Annotated in this window: 17 protein-coding genes and 1 pseudogene; 6 read left to right on the top strand and 12 right to left on the bottom strand. The window is 68.5% G+C overall.

Annotation, left to right across the window (positions count from 1 at the left end):
• Nucleotides 1-116: 116 nt before the first annotated feature.
• Nucleotides 117-1,223, top strand: coding sequence for an AGE family epimerase/isomerase (locus AC3AP7_RS18050; protein ID WP_487363955.1), 1,107 nt, complete (start codon nt 117-119; stop codon nt 1,221-1,223).
• 386 nt (nt 1,224-1,609) lie between these two features.
• Nucleotides 1,610-2,044 (top strand): PaaI family thioesterase, encoded by a 435-nt coding sequence (locus tag AC3AP7_RS18045; RefSeq protein ID WP_487363954.1) that lies wholly within the window; start codon nt 1,610-1,612, stop codon nt 2,042-2,044.
• Between the two features lie 189 nt (nt 2,045-2,233).
• On the opposite strand, the gene AC3AP7_RS18040 is transcribed toward AC3AP7_RS18045, so the two are convergent.
• The 9 genes from AC3AP7_RS18040 to AC3AP7_RS18000 form a co-directional block, all read right to left on the bottom strand.
• On the bottom strand, nt 2,234-3,082 hold the full coding sequence (locus AC3AP7_RS18040; protein ID WP_487363953.1) for an ureidoglycolate lyase: 849 nt from the start codon (nt 3,080-3,082) through the stop codon (nt 2,234-2,236).
• Between the two features lie 123 nt (nt 3,083-3,205).
• Nucleotides 3,206-3,949, bottom strand: a complete 744-nt coding sequence (locus AC3AP7_RS18035) for an SDR family oxidoreductase (RefSeq protein WP_487363952.1) — start codon at nt 3,947-3,949, stop codon at nt 3,206-3,208.
• Nucleotides 3,950-4,055: 106 nt separating this feature from the next.
• A complete protein-coding gene (locus AC3AP7_RS18030; protein WP_487363951.1) occupies nt 4,056-4,886 on the bottom strand; it encodes an amidohydrolase family protein in 831 nt (276 codons plus the stop codon).
• 4 nt (nt 4,887-4,890) lie between these two features.
• Entirely contained in the window at nt 4,891-5,931 is a 1,041-nt protein-coding gene (locus AC3AP7_RS18025) for an aldo/keto reductase (RefSeq protein WP_487363950.1), read from the bottom strand.
• 45 nt (nt 5,932-5,976) lie between these two features.
• Complete coding sequence (locus AC3AP7_RS18020) at nt 5,977-7,284, bottom strand: UxaA family hydrolase (RefSeq protein WP_487363949.1); 1,308 nt, start codon at nt 7,282-7,284, stop codon at nt 5,977-5,979.
• A 28-nt stretch (nt 7,285-7,312) separates the two neighbouring features.
• Nucleotides 7,313-7,636 (bottom strand): UxaA family hydrolase, encoded by a 324-nt coding sequence (locus tag AC3AP7_RS18015; RefSeq protein ID WP_487363948.1) that lies wholly within the window; start codon nt 7,634-7,636, stop codon nt 7,313-7,315.
• Between the two features lie 37 nt (nt 7,637-7,673).
• A complete protein-coding gene (locus AC3AP7_RS18010) occupies nt 7,674-8,717 on the bottom strand; it encodes an ABC transporter permease (RefSeq protein WP_487363947.1) in 1,044 nt (347 codons plus the stop codon).
• Nucleotides 8,707-10,221, bottom strand: coding sequence for a sugar ABC transporter ATP-binding protein (locus AC3AP7_RS18005; RefSeq protein ID WP_487363946.1), 1,515 nt, complete (start codon nt 10,219-10,221; stop codon nt 8,707-8,709). The genes AC3AP7_RS18010 and AC3AP7_RS18005 overlap by 11 nt, the downstream gene beginning before the upstream one ends.
• A gap of 8 nt (nt 10,222-10,229) precedes the next feature.
• A complete protein-coding gene (locus AC3AP7_RS18000) occupies nt 10,230-11,303 on the bottom strand; it encodes a sugar ABC transporter substrate-binding protein (RefSeq protein ID WP_487363945.1) in 1,074 nt (357 codons plus the stop codon).
• A gap of 253 nt (nt 11,304-11,556) precedes the next feature.
• On the opposite strand from AC3AP7_RS18000, the gene AC3AP7_RS17995 reads away from it, so the two are divergent.
• The gene (locus AC3AP7_RS17995) at nt 11,557-12,345 is read left to right on the top strand and encodes an IclR family transcriptional regulator (RefSeq protein WP_487363944.1); all 789 of its coding nucleotides are present in this window, start codon (nt 11,557-11,559) and stop codon (nt 12,343-12,345) included.
• A 194-nt stretch (nt 12,346-12,539) separates the two neighbouring features.
• Complete coding sequence (locus AC3AP7_RS17990) at nt 12,540-13,082, top strand: hypothetical protein (RefSeq protein ID WP_487363943.1); 543 nt, start codon at nt 12,540-12,542, stop codon at nt 13,080-13,082.
• 25 nt (nt 13,083-13,107) lie between these two features.
• Here AC3AP7_RS17990 and AC3AP7_RS17985 read toward each other — a convergent pair whose 3' ends face one another.
• Nucleotides 13,108-15,480: a bifunctional acetate--CoA ligase family protein/GNAT family N-acetyltransferase gene (locus AC3AP7_RS17985; RefSeq protein ID WP_487363942.1), complete on the bottom strand. Its 2,373-nt coding sequence runs from the start codon at nt 15,478-15,480 to the stop codon at nt 13,108-13,110.
• Between the two features lie 659 nt (nt 15,481-16,139).
• On the opposite strand from AC3AP7_RS17985, the gene AC3AP7_RS17980 reads away from it, so the two are divergent.
• On the top strand, nt 16,140-17,009 hold the full coding sequence (locus AC3AP7_RS17980; RefSeq protein ID WP_487363941.1) for a LysR substrate-binding domain-containing protein: 870 nt from the start codon (nt 16,140-16,142) through the stop codon (nt 17,007-17,009).
• A 145-nt stretch (nt 17,010-17,154) separates the two neighbouring features.
• Nucleotides 17,155-17,523 (top strand): hypothetical protein, encoded by a 369-nt coding sequence (locus tag AC3AP7_RS17975; protein ID WP_487363940.1) that lies wholly within the window; start codon nt 17,155-17,157, stop codon nt 17,521-17,523.
• Between the two features lie 29 nt (nt 17,524-17,552).
• Here the strand turns inward: AC3AP7_RS17975 and AC3AP7_RS17970 are convergent, their stop codons facing one another.
• Entirely contained in the window at nt 17,553-19,154 is a 1,602-nt protein-coding gene (locus tag AC3AP7_RS17970) for a peptide chain release factor 3 (protein ID WP_487363939.1), read from the bottom strand.
• A gap of 754 nt (nt 19,155-19,908) precedes the next feature.
• Nucleotides 19,909-20,102, bottom strand: a pseudogene (locus tag AC3AP7_RS17965) (helix-turn-helix domain-containing protein); the annotation flags it as partial.
• Nucleotides 20,103-20,185: the final 83 nt, after the last annotated feature.

Here is a 20,185-nt window from a genome sequence, read left to right as displayed (position 1 = left end):
GCCGTAGGCACGTGCCAGGCCGGGCAGTATGCTTTATCCTTCCCGGCTCACCGCAGCCACGCCGCGTCCGGCCGCGGGCCGCCCGCCCTTACATTCCGTTATTGCGCCGTCACGACATGAAAACACCCGCTTCGACGAACGCGCTCGCCGCCACGCTGCGCGAGCACTTCACCCATGTCGTTCTGCCGCTGTGGCGCGGTCCGGGCTTCGATACCGCGCTGCGCCTGCCGCACGAAGCGCTCGGCGCCGACGACCTTCGTCCGCAGCCCGCCGGCCGTCATCGGGCGATGGCCTGCGCCCGGCAGCTCTTCGTGTTCGCGCAGGCCGGCGACGCCGCGCACGCCGACCGGCTGTTCGAATCGCTGCGCCACACCTTTCACGACGCGCGGCACGGCGGCTGGTTCTTCAGCGTCGACGCGAGCGGCGCGCCGCTCGACACCACCAAGGACCTGTACACGCACGCGTTCGTCGTGTTCGCGTGCGCCGAGTACTTCGCGCGTTCGGGCAACCGCGATGCGCTCGACCTCGTGCACCACACGTCCGGTCTGATCGACGCGCGCTTCGCCGCCGCCGACGGCCTCTTCAACGCCGCGCTCGATGCAGGATTCGCAACCGTCACCGCCGCACCGGTCCAAAACCCGCTGATGCACCTGACCGAAGCCTGGCTCGCCGCCCGCGCGGCAACCGGCGATACGGCCTTCGACACGCCCCTGCGCCGGCTCGCGACCGCGATCGAGCGCACCTTCGTGCACGCGCCCACCGGCTGCATCGCGGAACTGCCGCTCGGCGCGGCCGGCAACCGGCTCGAACCGGGCCATCAGTTCGAATGGTTCTGGCTCGTGCGGCAAGCGGGCACACTGCTCGATCATACGGCGCTCGATGCGGCGCTCACGCGCGCCTTCGACTTCGCGCAACGCCTCGGCGTGGATCCCGTCACGGGCGGCGTGTGCGCCGCGCTCGACGAAACCGGCCGCGTGCAGGACCCGATCCAGCGGATCTGGGCGCAAACCGAGTATTTGCGTGCGCTCGCCACCCGCGCCGATTCCGCCGATTCCGCCGCGCAGGCCACGCTGCCGACGCAGATCGCGCGCTTTCGCGAGCGCTTTCTGCACGCGCGCGGCTGGTATGAATGCAAGAGCGCGGCAGGCGACGTGACGCGCGCCGACATGCCCTCAACGACGCCCTATCACCTCGCCACCGCTTACGCGGCATTGCCGGCGTAGCGTATCGGCGAATATCGCCGGTATCGCCGGTATCGCCGCAGCCGGCGCACGACACGATGCGCCGGCTGCCTGGTTGCACGCGCAACGAAAGCGCCGCCTGTGGCTCGCCGCGCAGCGCGGCGCCGGTGCTGGCGTCTGCAGCGCCGCATCGGGCCAGAACACGCAGCGGGCCGGATGCCGCCTTGATCGCGCAAAACATCGCGAACATCTGAATGGCCGTGGAAGACGGGAAAAATGGCCGTGCTTGCGGCGCCACAGACGTTTTCTCGAGCACAAAACGCTCCGCGTGCGAAGCAACCCGCCGCATTTCACCTTGACGCTGCGCGTGACTGCTTCCTAGAGTGGAAAGACACGCGATCGAGGGCTACAGCCCCGGGGAAGCGACCATGACCGATCTGTTGGACCGTGCGCGCGCCGCACTCCATGCGCAGCCGTTCAGCGTGCTGCTCGGCGCCGAACTGATGCAGGTGAACGGCAGCGCCCTCGCGCTGTGCCTGCCCATTCGCGATGAACTGCGGCAGCAGCACGGTTTCGTGCATGGCGGCGTCCTCAGCTATCTCGCCGACAATGCGCTCACCTTCGCGGGCGCGCTGGCGCTCGGGCCGCGCGTGGTGACCGGCGAATTCAAGATCAACTATCTGCGGCCCGCAGTGAACGGCACGCTGGTTGCGCGGGCGCACGTGGTTCACGCGGCGCGCCATCAGGCGACCTGCCGGTGCGATATCTACGTGGTGGAGGGCGAACGCGAGCGGCTCGTCGCGGCTGCGCAGGGCACGATCAACCGGATCGGCGACGGCAGCGAGGGCGTCGTGCCGGGTTAGGCGCGTGCCGCGCGGTGCGCCAGAAGACGCGCAACGGGCGGCGCGCCGTGCCGGAAGCGCCGTGCTGGATGCGCGGTGCCGGAAGCGCCGTGCTGGATGCGCGGTGCCGGACGCGCGGTGCCGGACGCGCGGTGCCGGACGCGCGGTGCGGCGGCGCGAAGCCGCGCCGCCCATCCGGCTAGCGCATCGTCATTCGGCGGCGTAGGTCTTCTGATGCTGCTCGCCGAGCCCCTCGATGCCGAGGCGCACCGTCTGGCCCGGCTTCAGGTACACCGGATTCGGCTTCACGCCCATGCCGACGCCCGGCGGCGTGCCGGTGGAAATGACGTCGCCCGGCTGCAGGCTCATGCAGCGCGACAGGTACGCGACCAGTTGCGCGACGCCGAACACCATCGTCTTCGTCGAGCCGTTCTGATAGCGATGACCGTCGACTTCGAGCCACAGCCGCAGGTTCTGCGGATCGGGCACCTCGTCGCGCGTGACGACCCACGGGCCGATGGGGCCGAACGTGTCGAAGCCCTTGCCCTTGTCCCACGTACCGCCGCGCTCGATCTGCCATTCGCGCTCGGACACGTCGTTGATCACGCAGTAGCCCGCGACGTAGTCGAGCGCGTGCGCCTCGTCGATGTACTTGGCGGGCTTGCCGATCACGACGCCCAGCTCGACTTCCCAGTCGGTCTTCTTCGAATCGCGCGGAATCTCGATGTCGTCGTTCGGGCCGCTGATCGCGCTGTTCCACTTGTTGAAGACGACCGGCTCGGTCGGCACCGGCAGATTCGATTCGGCCGCGTGGTCCGCGTAATTCAGACCGATGCAGACGAACTTGCCGATTTTGCCGACACAGGGACCGAGGCGCGGATGGCCGTCGACGAGCGGCAGCGCCGCCGGATCGAGCGCGCGCAGCTTGGCGAGGCCGGCGTCGGTGAGCGTCTCGCCGTCGATGTCGGCAACCACCTTCGACAGATCGCGAATCCTGCCCTCGGCGTCGAGCATGCCGGGCTTTTCCTGACCTTTCGGTCCGTAACGAAGCAGTTTCATCGTTGCACTTTCCTATCTATCCAGAGGATCCAGTGAAACAACGGGCAAACCCGTTGTCCGCGCACCGCGCAGCCCGCATCGGGCACCGCTCGCGGCGCGCGGCGGGCCGACCCGCGCGTCGCGTCAATTCGACCAGCCGCCGTCGATCACGTGCGCCTGGCCCGTCGTGAAGGCCGATTCGTCCGAGGCGAGGTACAGCGCCAGCGCCGCGATTTCCTCGGGCCGGCCGACGCGCCCCATCGGCTGGCGCGCGACGAACGCGGCCCGCACGGCATCCACGCTCGCGCCCTGCGCATTCGCCTGCGCGGCGATCCGCTCCTCGAGCGACGGCGAAGCCACCGTGCCGGGGCAAATCGCGTTACAGCGTACACCACGCGTGACGAAGTCTGCAGCAACGGCCTTCGTCAGGCCGATCACCGCCGCCTTCGACGCGCCGTACACGAAGCGGTTCGGCACCCCCTTCACGCTCGACGCCGCCGACGACATGTTGATGATCGAGCCCGCGCCCTTTTCCAGCATACCGGGCAGGAACGCGCGAATCATCCGGTACATCGCCTTCACGTTCAGGTCGAACGCGAAGTCCCAGTCCTCTTCGCTCGCTTCGAGAATCGAGCCTGCGTGCACGAAGCCCGCGCAATTGAACAGCACGTCGACCGGGCCCAGCTTCGCCGCGAGCGCGTCGATCGCGGCGCGCTCGCGCACGTCGAGCCGGTGCGCCTCGAACGGCTTGCCCGCGAGGCTGTCGATGCGGATGTCGGTGGCGATCACGCGGGCGCCCTCGCGCGCGAACAGTTCCGCGGTCGCGAGGCCGATCCCTTGTCCGGCTGCGGTAATCACAGCCGTCTTCCCGGCCAGTCTTTGTATCATCTACGGCTCCAGTAAAAATGACGATGAGGTCATACCGGGTATTGCAACGCCCGCTCAACACCACGCGGTGCGCGCACCGCCCCGGCAGCGGCGCGCGCGCACCGCGTCATAAACGATAGAACGCCGCGGCGTTCGCGCCAAACACCGCGTCGCGCGCGGCATCGCCGAGCCCCGCGAGCAGCGCGCTCGCCACCGAATGCCACAGCAGATAGTCGCCGTTCAGGTTCAGCACCGGCCAGTCGCTGCCCCACATCAGGCGCTGCGGGCCGAACGTGTTCAGCAGATGATCGACGTACGGTTCGAGCGTCGCCTCCGTCCAGCCCTCGGCCGCCTCGGTCGCGAGCCCCGACAGCTTGCAGTGCACCTGCGGCAGCCGCGCAAGCCGCTCGATGCCGTCCGCCCACGCGCGCCAGCACGCGCCGGCGTCGCGGATGGGCGGCTTGGCGCCGTGGTCGATCACGATGCGCAGCGCCGGAAAGCGTTGCGCGAAACATTCGAGCGCGGGAACGTGGCGCGTGAAGATCAGTGCGTCGAAGGCCAGATCGTGCGCGACCAGTGCCTCGACCGCGGGAGCGAGCGCGGGATTCGCAATCCAGTCGTCGTCGGGCAGATCCTGCAGCATCGGCCGGACGCCCTTGAATTTCGGGTCGCACGCGAGCGTTTCGATCAGCGCGGGGGCGCCGCCCGCCAGCATCGGCACCCAGCCCACCACGCCGGCAATCGATGCTTCGCCGGCGGCGAGCCTGAGCAGGTAGCGCGTTTCGTCGACGCTCGGCGCCGCCTGCACGACGACCGTGCGCTCGACGCCGGCACGCGCGCGCAGCGGCGCGAGATCGGCGGGCCCGAATACGCGGTAGAGCGCGGTGAGGTCGGGGGTGAGCCAGTCGTAATCCCCGCGCGCCGGATCCCAGTAATGCTGGTGAGCGTCGATGCGCATCGCGTCAGTCCTGTGGAATCGGCGCACGCGGATCGAGCAGCGCTTCGTCGCGCAGCGCGGTCCATAGCGCAGGGGGAATCGGGCGCGTGAACGACGCGACGTTCTGCTGCAGCTCGGCGACGCTGCGCGCACCGGTGAGCACCGTCGCGACGGCCGGATGCGCATACGGAAACTGCAGCGCCGCCGCCGCGAGCGGCACGTCGAACGCGCGGCACACGGCTTCGAGCCGCGCCACCCGCTCGATCACCTGCGGCGGCGCGGCGCCGTAATTGAACTTCAGGTCGCCCTCGACGCCCTGCGCGAGGATCCCCGAGTTGAACACGCCGCCGAGCAGCAGGCTGACGCCGCGCGCCTCGCAGGCGGGCAGCAGATCGTCGAGCGTGGTTTGTTCGAGCAGCGTGTAGCGGCCCGCCAGCAGCGCACAGTCGATGTCGAACGCGGCCATCGCGTCGAGAATCGCCGCGCCCTCGTTGACGCCGAGCCCGACCGCCTTCACGACGCCCGCGCGACGCAGTTCGTCGAGCGCGCGAAAACCGCCGCCTTCGGTCAGTTGCCGCCAGTAGAACGCATTGCGCTCGCCGTGCGTCACGCGCCCGATGTCGTGAATCAGCAGGATGTCGATCTCGACGATGCCGAGCCGTTGCTGGCTATCCTCGAACGAACGCAGGATGCCGCTGTGCGTATAGTCGTAGATCGCCTCGAACGGCAGCGGACGGTCCCAGCCTTCGCTGCCGTCATACGGATGCGTGCGCGGCACGAAATGCCGCCCCGTCTTCGTCGAAAGCACATACTGGTCGCGCGGATACGGCCGCAGCGCCGCGCCGAGCCGGTGCTCCGCCTTCGTGTGGCCATAGTGCGGCGCCGTGTCGTAATAGCGCAGGCCGGCGTCCCACGCGGCGGCCACCGTCGCCGCGGCCTCCTCGTCCGACAGGTCGTGATACAGGCCGCCGAGCGGCGCGGTGCCGAGGCCGAGCGCCGTCACCGGCACGCCGCTGCGGCCAATCGTCCGGCGCGGGCCGGGCTTCGAAGCGAGCGCTGCTGCCATGGGTGAGTCTCCCTGGATGCGTGGATGGAAGCGCGAGCGCCCCGCTCAGTGCGGCGCGGCCGCGCTCGCGCGCCGCAGCGGCGCCGCGCTGGCGGGCAGACAGGCGGGACCGACCGGCTCGAACGTCTTGTACGTGAGGATGAACTCCTGATGGCCGAGCGTCTCCGACTTCGACGCCTCGCCGCGCGCCACCGCCTGCGTGAGCGCGAAAATCTCGTGCCCGACCTCTTCTAGCGTGCCGCGTCCTTCGAGAATCCGGCCTGCGTCGACATCCATGTCGCCGGACAGGTTGCGATAGGTCGCCGGGTTCGCGCAGATCTTGATCACCGGCGAGATCGCCGAACCGACCACCGAGCCGCGGCCGGTCGTGAACAGGATCACGTGCGCGCCGCACGCGATCAGCTCGCCGATCTCCGCGTTGTCGCTGATGTTCGGAAAACCGAAGCGCGGCTCGCCGTCCGGCACCACGTCGAGCAGGTACAGTCCGCCGGTCGGCGGTACGTCGCCGGGCTTGACGATGCCGACGATCGGCGACGCGCCGCTTTTCGCATACGCGCCGAGCGATTTCTCTTCCTGCGTCGTGAGCCCGCCATCCGCGTTGCCGACCGCGAAGCTGCCGTGGCCGAGAATCGAGTAGTAGCGCGCCGCCTTCGCGACGCTCGCGACGATCTCGTCGCCGAGCGCCGGCCGCGCCGCGCGCGTCTTCATGTGGAACTCGCAGCCGACGAGCTCGCCCGTTTCCTCGAAGATGCAGGTCGAGCCGGCCTCGATCAGATGGTCGAACGCGCGGCCGACGGCCGGATTCGCGGTGATGCCGCTGGTGCCGTCCGAGCCGCCGCAGATCGTGCCGACCACGAGTTCGTCGAGCGCCATCGGCACGCGCTGCTGCGCGGCGAGCTGGCGGCGCGCGTCGCGCACCCAGTCGACGCCATACTGGATCGTGCTGCGCGTGCCGCCCTTCTCCTGGATCGTCAGCACCTCGACGGGCCGTCCGCTCGCGCGCACGACGTCAGCCAGATAATGCTTGTTCATGCTCTCGCAGCCGAGCGACACGAACAGCACCGCGCCGACGTTCGGATGCGTCGCGAGCCGTTCGAGCATTTTTTCCGCGTAGCTGTTGGGGAAGCAGCCCGGAAAGCCGATCAGATGCACCGGCACGCGATCGGGCGCGGGCACGTCGAACGTCTCGGGCGGCTCGCGAAACTGCGCGACGATCTCGCGCGCGACATGATGCGCGCACTCGACGAGATACGCGACCGCGACGACATTGCGGATGCCCTTGCGGCCGTCGCTGCGCGGATAGCCCTGCAACAGCGGCGCAGCCGCGGTGGTGGATTCGGAAGATTCGGTCATGATGGTTCCCGCGCGGCGCTGCGCCGCTTCAATGCTGCACGAACGTGTGGCCCGCGTCGTGCGTGTAGGTCGGCAAATAATCGCTTTCGAGGTTGTGCGTATGCAGATGCTCGCCGCGCGCGACCGGCCCGGTCACGTGGCCGATCACCGCGCCATAGCGCAGCACCTTTTCGTCCTTGCCGAGCGCGCGCCGCGCGACTTTGTGGCCAAGCCCGATCGTGCCGGCGAGCGTCACGCGCTCGCCCTCGATCACGAGTTGCGTGCCGGCTTCGAGGCGCGCCGCGGCGATCAGGCAGTTGTCCTGCGGGCTCAACAGCAGCAGGCGCGCATCGGTATTCGGTTGACTGTCCAACTTGGCTCTCCGCGATGATTCAGGTTCGTTGCGCGCGTCAGTTCTGGCCTTCGCCGCTCGCGAGACGCGCGACCATCAGCGAGCCGAGGATGATCGCGCCGTAGATCGCCTGGATCCAGAACGACGGCACCTGGGCAAGCGTCAGCAGGTTCTGCACGACGCCGAGCAGCAGCACGCCGGTCAGCGCGCCGAGCATCGTGCCCTTGCCGCCGTCGAGCGAAATGCCGCCGATCACCGCCGCCGCGAACACGGTGAAGATCATCCCGTTGCCCTGATTCGCATTGATTGCGCCGACGTAGCCGGTCACGATCAGCCCGCCGATCGACGCGAGCACGCTGCCGAGCACGAACACGCCCCACGTGATGCGCTCGACGCGAATGCCGGCGGCGCGCGCGGCTTCCGGGTTGCCGCCGATCGCATACAGCGCGCGGCCCAGACGGTGGTAGCGCAGCGCAAACGCGGCAATCGCGAACGCAACCGCCGCCAGCCACACGGAGAGCGGCAGCCCGAGCACGATCGTCGACGCGAGCGCGAAGAACGATGGCGGCATGTCGAACAGCGTGCCGCCCCTGGTTGCGCCCACCAGCATTCCGCGCAGCACGATCAGCATCGCCAGCGTGACGATGAACGCGTTCAGCCGCAGCCGCACGACGAGGAAGCCGTTGACGAAACCGATCAGCGCGCCGACCGCGAGAATCGCAAGCAGCCCGGCCGCGGCCGACCACTGCCAGCCGAAGCCGGCCGACGCCGCGGGCATCACGAGCATTGCGCCGATCGCCGGCGCAATGCCGACCGTCGATTCGAGCGACAGGTCGAACTTGCCGGTCAGCACGATCAGCGACTCGGCGAGCACGACGAGCGCGAGCGCCGCCGACGCGCCGAGCACGCTGATCAGGTTCGCGCGGGTCAGAAAGCTCGGGCTCACGAATGCGCCGATCACGATCAGCAGCGCAAGCGCGGGCAGCAGCGCGAGGTCGCGCAGCCGCGCGAGCTCGAAGCGCGCCGCGCGGGAACGCGCAGCCGGCGCACCCGCCGCGTTGCCGGCCGTGCCGAATGCGGCGCTGGACACACTATTCTTCATCGAGACTGACTCCTTCAACGGATGCAATGAGGTCCTGGTCCTGCCAGCCGGCCGGAAATTCGGTTGCGATGCGGCCGCGGAACATCACGATCACGCGGTCGCAGGTTCGCAGGTCGTCGAGCTCGCCGGAGACCACCAGCACGGCCTTGCCTTCTTCGCGCACGCGGTCCACGACGGACAGCAGCGCTTCCTTCGATTTCACGTCGACGCCGGCGGTCGGGTCGATCAGCACGAGCACGTCGGGATCGGTCGCGAGCGCGCGCGCCATCACGACCTTCTGCTGGTTGCCGCCGGACAGGCCCGACACCGGATGCCCGGGGCCGCGCGTGACGATGCCGAGCGCGTCGATCATCGACTGCCCGAACGCGTGCTTGCGCGCGGGCGGCATCAGGCCGAACCTGCCGAGCGCGCGCGCGATCGTCATCGACGCGTTCTCCGCCACCGACTGCGTGAGCACGAGCCCCTCGTGATGCCGGTCCTTCGGCACGCAGCCGATGCCGCTTGCGAGCGCCGCGGGCACGTCGCCCGGCGGCAGCCGCTTGCCGGCCACGCGAATCTCGCCCTGCTTCGCGGCGCGCAGGCCGGCAATCGTTTCGGCGACGCTCGTGCGGCCGCTGCTGGTCGCGCCGGTCAGGCCGACCACCTCGCCGCGCCGCAGCGAAAACGACACGTCGCGATAGTCCGCGCCCGCGAGATTGCTCACGTCGAGCGCCACCGGCGCGCTCGCGGGCAGCGGGTCGCGCCCGGCCGCATCCGCGACCGCGAGGCCGCCGTGTTCGCCCGTCATCGCCTCGATCAGCTTCTCGCGCGGCAGCTCGCCCACCGGCGCGCTGACGATGTGGCGCGCGTCGCGCAGCACCGTCACCGCCTGGCAGATCTCGTAGACCTCCTGCAGGTGGTGCGAGATGAACAGAAACGTCACGCCCTCGCGCTGCAGCTCGCGGATGCGGCGAAACAGGCGCTTGATCTCGTCGCCGTCGAGCTGCGCGGTCGGCTCGTCGAGGATGATGAAGCGCGCGCCATACGACAGCGCCCGCGCGATCTCGACGAGCTGGCGCGCTTCGACGCTCAGATCGCCGGCGCGCATGTCCTCGCGCACGTCGATCTTCCAGTGATCGAGCAGCGCGCGCGCGTCGCGCCGCATCGCGCGCCAGTCGATCATGCCGTGCCGCGCCGGCTGCCGGTTGATGAACAGGTTCTCCGCGACGGTGAGCTCGCGGATGATCGTCGAATGCTGGTAGACGCACGCGACGCGCTCGCGCCACGCATCGCGGTCCGCAATGGGCGGCGCGCTCGCGCCGCCGAAGCGCACCTCGCCGGTATCCGGCTTGCGCAGGCCGGTCAGGATCGACACCAGCGTCGACTTGCCAGCCCCGTTGCGCCCGACGAGCGCATGCGACTCGCCGGGCATCACGCGGATGCTCACGTCTTTCAGCGCTGCCGTGGAGCCGAAGCGCCGCGTAATGCCCAGCGCCTCGACCACTGCGACGCCGGACGTGTGCATGGACTCGCTCATTTGACCGTGTTACCCCACAGGCTCTTGTCGTTGACGTTCGCCTTCGTCACGAGCGGCGCCGGCAGTTCGTCTTCGAGAATGCCCGACGACAGCTGCACGATCTTGCTGCCGTGATCGGTCGGCCCCGGCTTGAAGGTCTTGCCCGCGAGCGCCGCCTTGATGTAGTAGAGGCCGTATTTCGCGTACATGTCGGCCGGCTGCGACACCGTGGCGTCGATCTCGCCCTTGCGGATTGCTTCGAACTCCTGAGGAATGCCGTCATTGCTGACGATCACGATGTGCTTCGGATTGCCGGCGGGGAACAGCAGCTGCTTGCGGCGCAGCGTCTGCAGCGTCGGCGACAGGTAGACGCCGCCCGCCTGCATGTAGATCGCCTTCACGTCCGGGTTCGCGGTGAGCAGGCTGTCGAGAGCGGTCGCCGCGACGTCGCCTTTCCATGCAGCCGGAATCTCCAGCAGCGACAGCTTCGGATAGCCCTTCAGGCATTCGCGGAACGCTTCCGAGCGGTCGCGCCCGTTCACCGACGCAAGATCGCCCATGATCTGCACGACCTTGCCCGCCTTCACGTGCTCGCCGATGTACTTGCAGGCCTTCTCGCCATACGCGCGGTTGTCGGCGCGCACCACCATCGCGACCTTGCCCTGGGTCGGCGCGACGTCCACTGCGACGACCGGCACGTGCTTCGCGGCGGCGGCATCGAGCGCGCGGCTGATCGCGGCCGAATCGAGCGGACCGACCACGATGCCCTTCGCACCGAGGTTCAGCAGGGTGTTCATGTCGGTGATCTGCTGCGCAGGATCGCCGTTCGAATTGACGGGCGCGAGAATCGCGAGCCCCATCTTCTTCGCATACACCGGCAGGTAGTTGTTGTACGCCTCCCAGAACGGCGAGGTGAGCATCGGCAGATCGAGGCCGATCTTGCCGGTATCGGCCGCGCGGGCCGTGCCGCTTGCGGCAAGTCCGGCGACGCAGGCCGCCGCGATGCCGGCCGACAGGACACGCTGGATGAAGCGGCGCGGCGCGCGCGGCGCCGATGCAGACGTACTGCGGGAACGACCTCCGATGAACATGGTGCTGTCTCCTGATGTGGGCGTAATTTGAACTGCCGGACCGGATTCGGTCCGGCACGTCGTCCTGCGCTTTCTTGTGGATATTGGTGTAACGTTCATTCACCAATGAACGTATTATTCATATACGGACTTTTCGAAGTCAAGCTATGTATGCTGTCACGTCGGTCCGTGTTTTCCCTGGCGCGGCGGCCCCGCCTGCCTCTACACTCAGGCGCCAGATCACAATGAGACATGCACAGGGGGCACCACGATCATGGATGCGGAAGACAGGGACGAAGCCGACCGCTACCGCGCACCGGCGCTCGACAAGGGGCTGGACATCCTCGAACTGCTCGCGGAGCAGAAAGGCGGACTCACGCGCGCCGAAATCACGAAGCTGCTTGGCCGCAACGCGAGCGAGATGTACCGGATGCTCGAACGGCTGGTCGCGCGGCAATACGTCGTGCGCTCGCCGGGCGGCGACCGCTACTCGCTCAGCCTGAAGCTGTTCGCGCTCGGGCACCGGCATCCGCCGATGAGCCGGCTGATCGCCGAGGCGCTGCCGCTGATGCAGCGCTTCGCGGACGCGGCCGAACAGTCGTGCCACCTCGCGGTGTACGACCGCGGCAATCTGCTCGTGATCGCGCAGGTCGACGGGCCGGGCACCTGGGGGATGTCGGTGCGGCTCGGCTCGCGCGTCGGGCTGATCGATACCGGTTCGGGGCGCGTGCTGCTCGCATTCCAGACGGCCGAGCAGCGCGCGCACATGCTGGCCGAGCATACGAAGGTGAAGGGCGAGGTGGAAATCGACCGGGACGAACTCGAAGGCGCGTGCAAGAAAATCCGCGCGACCGGCTTCTCGCAGAAGGACAGCCAGCAGACTTTCGGCGTCACGGACCTGACGTTTCCGATTCTCGGCCCGTCGGGCCAGGCGATCGCCGCGCTCACCTGCCCGTATCTGCGGCGCATCGACGAGTACGTCGCACCGTCGCTCGAAGCCGCCACTGCGCTGCTGCGCGAGACGGTCGAGGCGTTGTCGCTGGGACGGCCGGAGGAAGCGTAGTTCTGCTGCGTCGTCCATCCCGCACGCGCCCGGCGGGCGTCAGGGCGTCGTGACGGGCACCTTCGGCACCGGGCCGACATCGCCGCCACGCGGTCTCGCAGCCCGTCCGTCGCGTGAGGCCGCCCGCATCGTATAGAATGGCGGCCCTCCCGAAACGAGACACGACGCCACCCGGCGCGCCCATCCGAACCCTCATGGCGAAACTCCTGACCGAATCCGAATTCCAGCGTTTTTCCGAACTCCAGCAGAAGCAGGCGAGCTTCACGATCTCCGCGGACGAAGCCGACGAGCTGCGCGACATCGTGGCCCGAGCGCAGCAAAAGCGCGACGATCGCGCGGCCGCGATGAAGGCTGTCGAGACCTACATCCAGCAGTTCGAGATCGGCCCCGACGAACTGTTTTCGCCCGAGCAGATCGGCGAAGCCGCCCGCGCCTATGGACTGATCCCGGCCGCGCGCAAGGAACGCGCGCTGCCGCCCTCGTTCACGTATAACGGCAAGCCGTATCAATGGACGCGCACGCTGGCCGACGAGATCCGCGTGCCGCTGTTCGACGCGTTCAAGGCAGGCCAGTCGGTCAAGCCGTTCATCGCGACGCCGAAGGACGCGATGCGCTGTGCCGCGGCGATCGCGCGCCTCGAACGCGAAACCGGCGCGACCTACGCGCAGGCCTGGCTCGACGAGCTGGCGCTCACGCGCGCGCAGATCGACGACGCCGCCACGCGGCTCGCCGCCTGAGCCGCAGCCGCAGCCGCACGGCGCTTCAGGCGGGCGGCGGTTCGTCCAGCGCCATCCTGAAGCCGACCACGCCCGGATCCTCGGTCGGCGTGACCGTGAAGCCGCAAGCCTTCGCGAGCGCGATCATCGCGGCGTTCTCGCGCAGCGCTTCGCCGACCAGCCAGTGCGTGCCGCGCGAGCGCGCGTACGCAATGATCTTCTCCATCAGCAGCCGGCCGAGACGGCGCCCCTTCTGGTCCGAACGCACGGCGACCGCGAACTCCGCGGTCTCGTTGTCCGGGTCCGCCACCGCACGCACGACGCCGAGCGTGCGCGTGAAGCCCTCCTCGGACGGCACCGTCGCAATCAGCGCCATTTCGCGGTCGTAGTCGATCTGCGTCATGCGTGCGAGCTGCGAATGATCGAAGCTGCCGACCGAGCCGAAAAAGCGCAGGCGAAGATCGTCCGGCGTCATCGATTCGACAAAGTCGTGATGGGCCGCCTCGTCCTCCGGACGAATCGGCCTCACCGTGATGCGCAGGCCGTGCCAGTCGAGCGTCTCTTCGTAGCGGCGCGGATACGGCATGATCGCGAGCCGGCTGCGGGCCGCGCCGAGCCACAGTTGCGGGCCGACCAGCGCGATGCGCCGCGGGTACACCCGCAGCTTCAGCGTGAGGCCCACGATTTCGCGCACGTCGCACACGAGCTGCGACAGCGCGGTCAGCGCGGCCACGACCGGCTCCGGCGCGGCTAGGCGCGCGTATGGCGAGCGTCTCACCATGTCGTGCGCGAGCACCGGGTTGAGCGGCGGCAGCCCGTAGATGCGCAGCGGCGCGCTCGTGCCGTCCGCGGGCGGTGTCGTGAAGCGGAACACCGGACCGAAGTTGTCGTCGTCGTACAGATCCACCTCGATGTCGACGATCTGCGCCTCGTCCGGCGCGCCGCTCGCCGGCGTTTCGACGAACAGGCCGAACGGCGCGAGCAGCCGCGCGGCGGCCTCGCCCGACAGCGTCTGCGTGCCGCCGGACAGCGCGGCGCGCGCCTGCGCGCCCGCCGTTTCGACCGCCTCGGCCGCCTGGATCGGCAAGCCCTCCGGCGTCTGCATCAGCAGTTCGCGCCCGAGCCGGTAATCGACCAGACGCGCAAACGCGCGCGCGAGCCGCTGCGGCGTGGTATGCACCGGAATGCCTTGCGCATGCAGCGCGTCGCGGGTCGCCGCATCGAGGCCTCCGAAAAAACACGCGAGCAGCCCGCGATACGCGAAGCGCTGGTGATCGATCAGCGCCTGGGCCACCTCGGCCGCCGGCGCGTTGTGCGTCGATGCATGCACAACGAATGCGGTGCCGCTCGCCGGAAACGGCGCGAGCAGCTTCAGCGCCGCGCCGAAATGCGCGGCGTGCGCATCGTCGCCGAGCAGCAGCGGATTGCCGGGCACCGCGCGCGGCAATGCGCCGGCGAGTGCGGACGTGGCTTCGGCGGGCCACGACGCGAGCGTATCGCCGGCCGACGCGAACGCGTCGCACGCGAGCGTGGCGACGCCGCGATCGCTCGTGATCAGCGTCGCGGTCGCGCCGGCCGCCACCCGGCCGACGCCGAGCGTTTCGATTTCGTCGAGCAGATCGTCGAGCGCATCGACGCGCACCATGCCCGCGCGGCGAAACGCCGCGGAATAGAGACCGTTGTCGGGGTCCGCGTGACCGGCGCGCAACGCGAGCACCGGCTTGTTGCGCGCGGCCGCGCGCGCAGCCGACATGAATTTGCGCGCGGCGCGCACGGCGTCGAGTTCGAGCAGGATCGCACGGGTGCCGGGATCGCTCGCGAGATAGTCGAGCACGTCGCCCGCGTCGACATCCGCCTCGCCGCCGAGCGCCACCGCGTGCGAAAAGCCGAGGCCGCGCGCATGCGCCCAGCCGAGCACCCCATTGGTCAGCGCGTTCGACTGCGACACCCACGCGACGCCGCCCGCTCTTGCGATGCAGGATGGCGCGCCCAGATGCGCGCGCCGCGCGGGCGACATGACGCCGAGGCTGCCCGGACCGACGATGCGCAGCAGATGCGGGCGCGCAGCCGCGAGCGCGTGACGGAGCGCGGTGCGCTCGTCGTCGTCATGCACTTCGCCGACGATGATCGCCGCACGCGTGCCCAGTCCGCCAAGCTTGTGGATCAGCGACGGCCACGTCGCGGGACGCGTGCAGATCAGCGCGACGGTCGGCGCGGCGGGCAGGTCCGCGGCATCGGCCGTCACCGGCCGGCCGTCGAGCGTGCCGTATTTCGGATTCACGGGCCACAGCGGACCCTCGAAACCGCCCGCCAGCACGCTCGCCCACACCATCGCGCCCATGCTGCCACGACGTTGCGACGCGCCGACCACGGCGACCGACTGCGGCCGAAACAGGGCATCGAGATTACGTACGGTCACGCGCGCTCCGCAGGATGGTCGACTGGCGCGCCGGGGTCGGCGCGCATCCTCATCAGCATAGGCGATGCGCCACGCGCGCGCGAAGCGCGATACGGCGACAGCGGACGCGGCAATGTCGCAGACTACGCGCGCCGGCCAGCGGACCCGGGGCGCATCGCTGCGTGCGCGCGGCTGCGGCTGGCGCGCGGCGCGGCGCGTCGCTGTGCTGTGCTGTGCTGTGCCGTGCTGTGCCGTGCTGTGCCGTGCTGTGCTGTGCCGTGCTGTGCTGTGCTGTGCTGTGCTGTGCTGTGCTGTGCTGTGCTGTGCCGTGCTGTGCCGTGCTGTGCTGTGCCGTGCTGTGCTGTGCTGTGCTGTGCTGTGCTGTGCCGTGCCGTGCCGTGCTTCCCTGTACTGTCCTGCCCTGTCCTGCCCTCCCCTGCGCTGTGCCGTCGGCCGCCGCGCCACCGGCTGCCGGCTCGGCCGTGCAAGGTGCCCGGCAAGCGCTACCGGAGACGGTCCCGCAGAAGGTTAGGCAAAAGGTCCGGCAAAAGCGGCCGTAAAAGGCAGTAAGATGCGGCGAGGCCCGCGGCCGTGTGGCGCGCCGGCAAGCGGGCGCCGCCTGCCCAGCCCCCCAACCGAGCCGGCAGCGCCGGACCACGAGCAAGAAAGAAGGTGAAGTTATGCGGCGCCTGCCATCGCTGATCGCGTTGCGCTTTTTCGAGGAGACAGCGCGTCACCTGAGCTTCAATCGCGCGGCCAGCGCGCTCTGCGTCACGCAAGGCGCGGTGAGCCGGCAGATCAGAATCCTCGAGGATTCGCTCGGCGCGAAGCTGTTCGAGCGCGATCACAAGGGTGTTCGCCTGACCGACGCGGGCCTGCAGTTGCTGCCGTGCGTATCCGAGGCGTTCGACACGATCGAGCGCGGCGCCCGCCAGGTGCGCACCGCGAAAGGCCGGCGCCGCCTGGTGCTGGCAGTGCCGCCGACCTTCGCGACCCAGTGGTTCTCGCCGCGGCTCGGCTCGCTCGCCCAGGCGCTGCCGGACGTCGAACTGTCGATCCGCACGGAGCCGTCCGACGACTGTCACTGCCAGATCCGCTTCGGCCGCGACGCGCTGCCCGGCATGCACTCGGAGCGGCTGATGATCGAGCGCCATACGCTCGTCGGCGCCGCGCATCTGGCCGGGCGGCCGCTCGACACGCTGCTCGCGCGGCTTCCCGCGCTGCACGTGCTGCACAACGACGCGCGGCTCGACCTGTGGCCGAACTGGCTCGCCAGCGCGCGGATGCCGGCCCATTACGGCAGCGACGGCATCGAATTCTCCAATCTCGAACAGGCGATCCACGCCGCCCGCAAGGGAGTGGGGCTCGCCGTGGTCGACCGCAACATGATCGTCGAGGAACTCGCCGAAGGGTCGCTCGCGCGCCTCTCCGAGGTGGAGGTCAGCGGGCCATACGGATACTGGCTCGACATCGCCGCGCGACACGCCCCGCTCGAACACGTACAGGCCTTCGCTGCCTGGCTGCGCGAAGAAGTGCTCCAGATGGCATGACCCGCGCCCGCCCTTTTGCGAGATAAGGAGACCTGACAACCGTCTGGTTGAACTATACTTTTGTCGCCACCGTTACTCGCCCAACGGGCGCAACAGTCCGATCGACCCGGAGGGCGCACAGCGCCCCGAGCCAGGAAGCCCGCTCATGAACGCCAACAAGCCTCGCGCACCTCTCGCTTATGAAGTTCCTGCCAGTGATGCCCTGCTCGCAGACATTCTCGACAGGGCGGTCGTCATCGCCCAGCGCAACGCCGAGCAGTTCGAAAAGCTCGCGGCGCTCGCGCGGGCCATCGAGCGCGCCGGAGGCGCGTCGCGCGCGCACGCGAAATTATTGTTCTCGTTCGAACAGATCGCGAGCAGCGCACAGGCCGACGCGAAGCTCGACATGGCGCTGTTCGAAGGACTGCGCAACGGGCAGATCCTGAAGCAGCAACTGCGCAACGCGCATAGCGAGTGCCCGGAACCGGCGCCGGGCGCGGCGATCATGGCGCCGGGCACCAGCACCAAGCATTGAGGGCCGGCGGGCGCGGCTATGCGCCCCGCTTACATCTCCTTCCGGAACGGCGCGCCGGAATGCTCGCGCAGTTCGTTGAAGACGATCTTCGGCCAGGCCTTCTGCGCCACCTCGATCTCGGAGACGTGCGATGCGAGATAGGTCGGCGCGTTCGACGCGTCGAGTGCCATGCGCGCCGAATAGGCGTCGCTGAAGCGGCGCAGTTCGGCCGCGTCGTCGCACGTCACCCAGCGCGACATCCGGTAGCGCGCGGGCGCCATGCGCACGTCGACCTTGTATTCGGTCGACAGCCGGTGCGACACCACTTCGAACTGCAACTGGCCGACCGCGCCGAGGATCATCAGTCCGCCGCCGGACGGACGGAACACCTGGATCGCCCCTTCCTCGCCGAGCTGCTTCAGCGCCTCGCCGAGCTGCTTCGCGCGCATCGGATCGACCACTTCGACGGTCTGGAAAATTTCCGGCGCGAAGAACGGCAGGCCGACGAACTGCAGCGTCTCGCCCTCGGTCAGCGTATCGCCGAGGCTCAGCGTGCCATGATTAGGAATCCCGATGATATCGCCGGGATACGCCTCGCTCACCGTCTCGCGCCGCTGTGACAGGAAGGTCACGACGTTGTTCGCGCGAAATGTCTTGTTCGAGCGCGTCACCTTCAGCGCCATGCCGCGCTCGAACCGCCCGGAGCACACGCGGATGAACGCAACCCGGTCGCGGTGCGCGAGATCCATGTTCGCCTGCACCTTGAAGACGACGCCGGTGAATTTCGGCTCGTCCGGCAGCACCGGGCGTTGCACGGTCATGCGCATCGACGGCGGCGGCGCGAGCTCGACGAGCGCATCGAGAATCTCCTTCACGCCGAAGTTGTTGATCGCCGAGCCGAACAGCACCGGCGACTGCTGGCCGGCGAGAAAAGCGTCGCGATCGAAATCGGGCGTCGCGCCGGCGATCAGGTCGATCTCTTCCTTCGCGCGCGTCCAGCTGTGTCCGAAGCGCTGTTCGCCGTGGGCGTCGTCGAGCGCCTGCAGCGTTTCGACTGCGCCGCCGGCCGTGTCCTCGCCGGCGCGGAACACGCGCACCTGATCGTGCTGGATGTCGTAGACGCCCTGGAACTCCTTGCCCATCCCGATCGGCCAGGTGAACGGCACGGCCGCCACGCCGAGGTGCTGCTCGATCTCGTCGAGCAGTTCGAGCGGCTCGCGCACTTCGCGGTCGAGCTTGTTGATGAACGTGACGATCGGCGTCTTGCGGCTGCGGCAGACTTCGAGCAGCTTCAGCGTCTGCGCTTCGACGCCGTTCGCGCCGTCGATCACCATCACCGCCGCATCGACGGCGGTCAGCACGCGGTATGTGTCTTCGGAGAAGTCCTCGTGGCCCGGCGTGTCGAGCAGGTTGATCACGGCGTCGCCGTACTCGAACTGCATCACGGAGCTCGCCACCGAAATGCCGCGCTGCTTTTCGATCTCCATCCAGTCGGACGTCGCGTAGCGATTGCTCTTGCGGCCCTTCACGGTGCCCGCGATCTGGATCGCGCCCGAGAACAGCAACAGCTTTTCCGTCAGCGTGGTCTTGCCCGCATCCGGGTGGGAGATGACCGCGAAGGTGCGGCGGCGTTTGAGTTCGGAGACTGACATTCGGGTGTGGCGATCACGGATAGGGTTCGGACGTTCTGCGCGAGCGCGCGCCGACGCCGCGCCCGGCGCCCTGCGCGCGGGACGGCGACAGGGCGGGGCCTCGCAGCGAGGCTGCGCACGGGCGTTCGGGAATGCGGGAAGGACCGGCGCAGAACAGCGCAGGGATCGAATGATACACGTGATGGCGGTGGGGGGCGGGAAACCGGGGGATGGAGATACGGGAACCGCACGTGGGCGGTGCAAGACGCCTGCATGCCTAACGTCCTTTGGTTCACTCGTTCATGCCACGGCCAGATCGCGAGCATCGTCGTGGAAGAGCAACTCTTCGTGATGATGTCTCCCTGTAGACAGCGGCTACCGGGGAATCGGCGGCATGAGATGCAGGGCACGCGCGGTGGTCCCCACTTTGCATCCAGGTGTCCGGCAAGATAATCGACGAATACCCAGAGCTTGGGCAGCCTATGCCGATTTGTCGGCCAAAGCCCGCGGAATACCCCTACACGGTCTTCAACGATTCCAATGCCATGCGCAACCGTCCCTCCATCGCGGCGTCGTGCGCCACGAAGTCCGGCACATCAGCGATCCCCAGTCACTGGATCGCCGCCGACAGCACAGCTTCGGTGTTGTTCAGGATGACCGGAGTCGCGGTGTCCCCTCTTTGCAGAGGCGAGACGCCGTCGATCGGCCATTCGTGCCGCTTGCCACCCGATTGGTACTTGAAGCGCAGACAGACATGATTGACGAGATCGCTCGAAAAAACCAAACCTTCTTCGGTCAGGCTGATTTGGCGCATGCTTCGATGAAAAATCGAACACCGAGAGCGCCTTCAAGTCTCGCAACGTTTTTTCCGACGGCTGACGCGCAAATCCCGAGCCCACAGGCCACGGTGACGAAACTGCGAGCTTCCGCGACACGGACGAAAGCGACAAGTCCACTAAGTGAACCCATAAAGGCGGCTGATTAGAGCGTGTCAGGTGGTCAACTCCACACTGGGCAGTCAGTAACCCGGCGGCTGCATGCCGTGGCGATAA

This window comes from Paraburkholderia sp. PAMB 6770, from assembly GCF_057748135.1.
This window is presented reverse-complemented; position numbering and strand designations above follow the sequence as displayed.

Coding starts and splice junctions, on each gene's coding strand:
- AC3AP7_RS18050 (WP_487363955.1), top strand. CDS start 117: ATGAAAACACCCGCTTCGACGAACGCGCTCGCCGCCACGCTGCGCGAG.
- AC3AP7_RS18045 (WP_487363954.1), top strand. CDS start 1,610: ATGACCGATCTGTTGGACCGTGCGCGCGCCGCACTCCATGCGCAGCCG.
- AC3AP7_RS18040 (WP_487363953.1), bottom strand. CDS start 3,082: ATGAAACTGCTTCGTTACGGACCGAAAGGTCAGGAAAAGCCCGGCATG.
- AC3AP7_RS18035 (WP_487363952.1), bottom strand. CDS start 3,949: ATGATACAAAGACTGGCCGGGAAGACGGCTGTGATTACCGCAGCCGGA.
- AC3AP7_RS18030 (WP_487363951.1), bottom strand. CDS start 4,886: ATGCGCATCGACGCTCACCAGCATTACTGGGATCCGGCGCGCGGGGAT.
- AC3AP7_RS18025 (WP_487363950.1), bottom strand. CDS start 5,931: ATGGCAGCAGCGCTCGCTTCGAAGCCCGGCCCGCGCCGGACGATTGGC.
- AC3AP7_RS18020 (WP_487363949.1), bottom strand. CDS start 7,284: ATGACCGAATCTTCCGAATCCACCACCGCGGCTGCGCCGCTGTTGCAG.
- AC3AP7_RS18010 (WP_487363947.1), bottom strand. CDS start 8,717: ATGAAGAATAGTGTGTCCAGCGCCGCATTCGGCACGGCCGGCAACGCG.
- AC3AP7_RS18005 (WP_487363946.1), bottom strand. CDS start 10,221: ATGCACACGTCCGGCGTCGCAGTGGTCGAGGCGCTGGGCATTACGCGG.
- AC3AP7_RS18000 (WP_487363945.1), bottom strand. CDS start 11,303: ATGTTCATCGGAGGTCGTTCCCGCAGTACGTCTGCATCGGCGCCGCGC.
- AC3AP7_RS17995 (WP_487363944.1), top strand. CDS start 11,557: ATGGATGCGGAAGACAGGGACGAAGCCGACCGCTACCGCGCACCGGCG.
- AC3AP7_RS17990 (WP_487363943.1), top strand. CDS start 12,540: ATGGCGAAACTCCTGACCGAATCCGAATTCCAGCGTTTTTCCGAACTC.
- AC3AP7_RS17980 (WP_487363941.1), top strand. CDS start 16,140: ATGCGGCGCCTGCCATCGCTGATCGCGTTGCGCTTTTTCGAGGAGACA.
- AC3AP7_RS17975 (WP_487363940.1), top strand. CDS start 17,155: ATGAACGCCAACAAGCCTCGCGCACCTCTCGCTTATGAAGTTCCTGCC.
- AC3AP7_RS17970 (WP_487363939.1), bottom strand. CDS start 19,154: ATGTCAGTCTCCGAACTCAAACGCCGCCGCACCTTCGCGGTCATCTCC.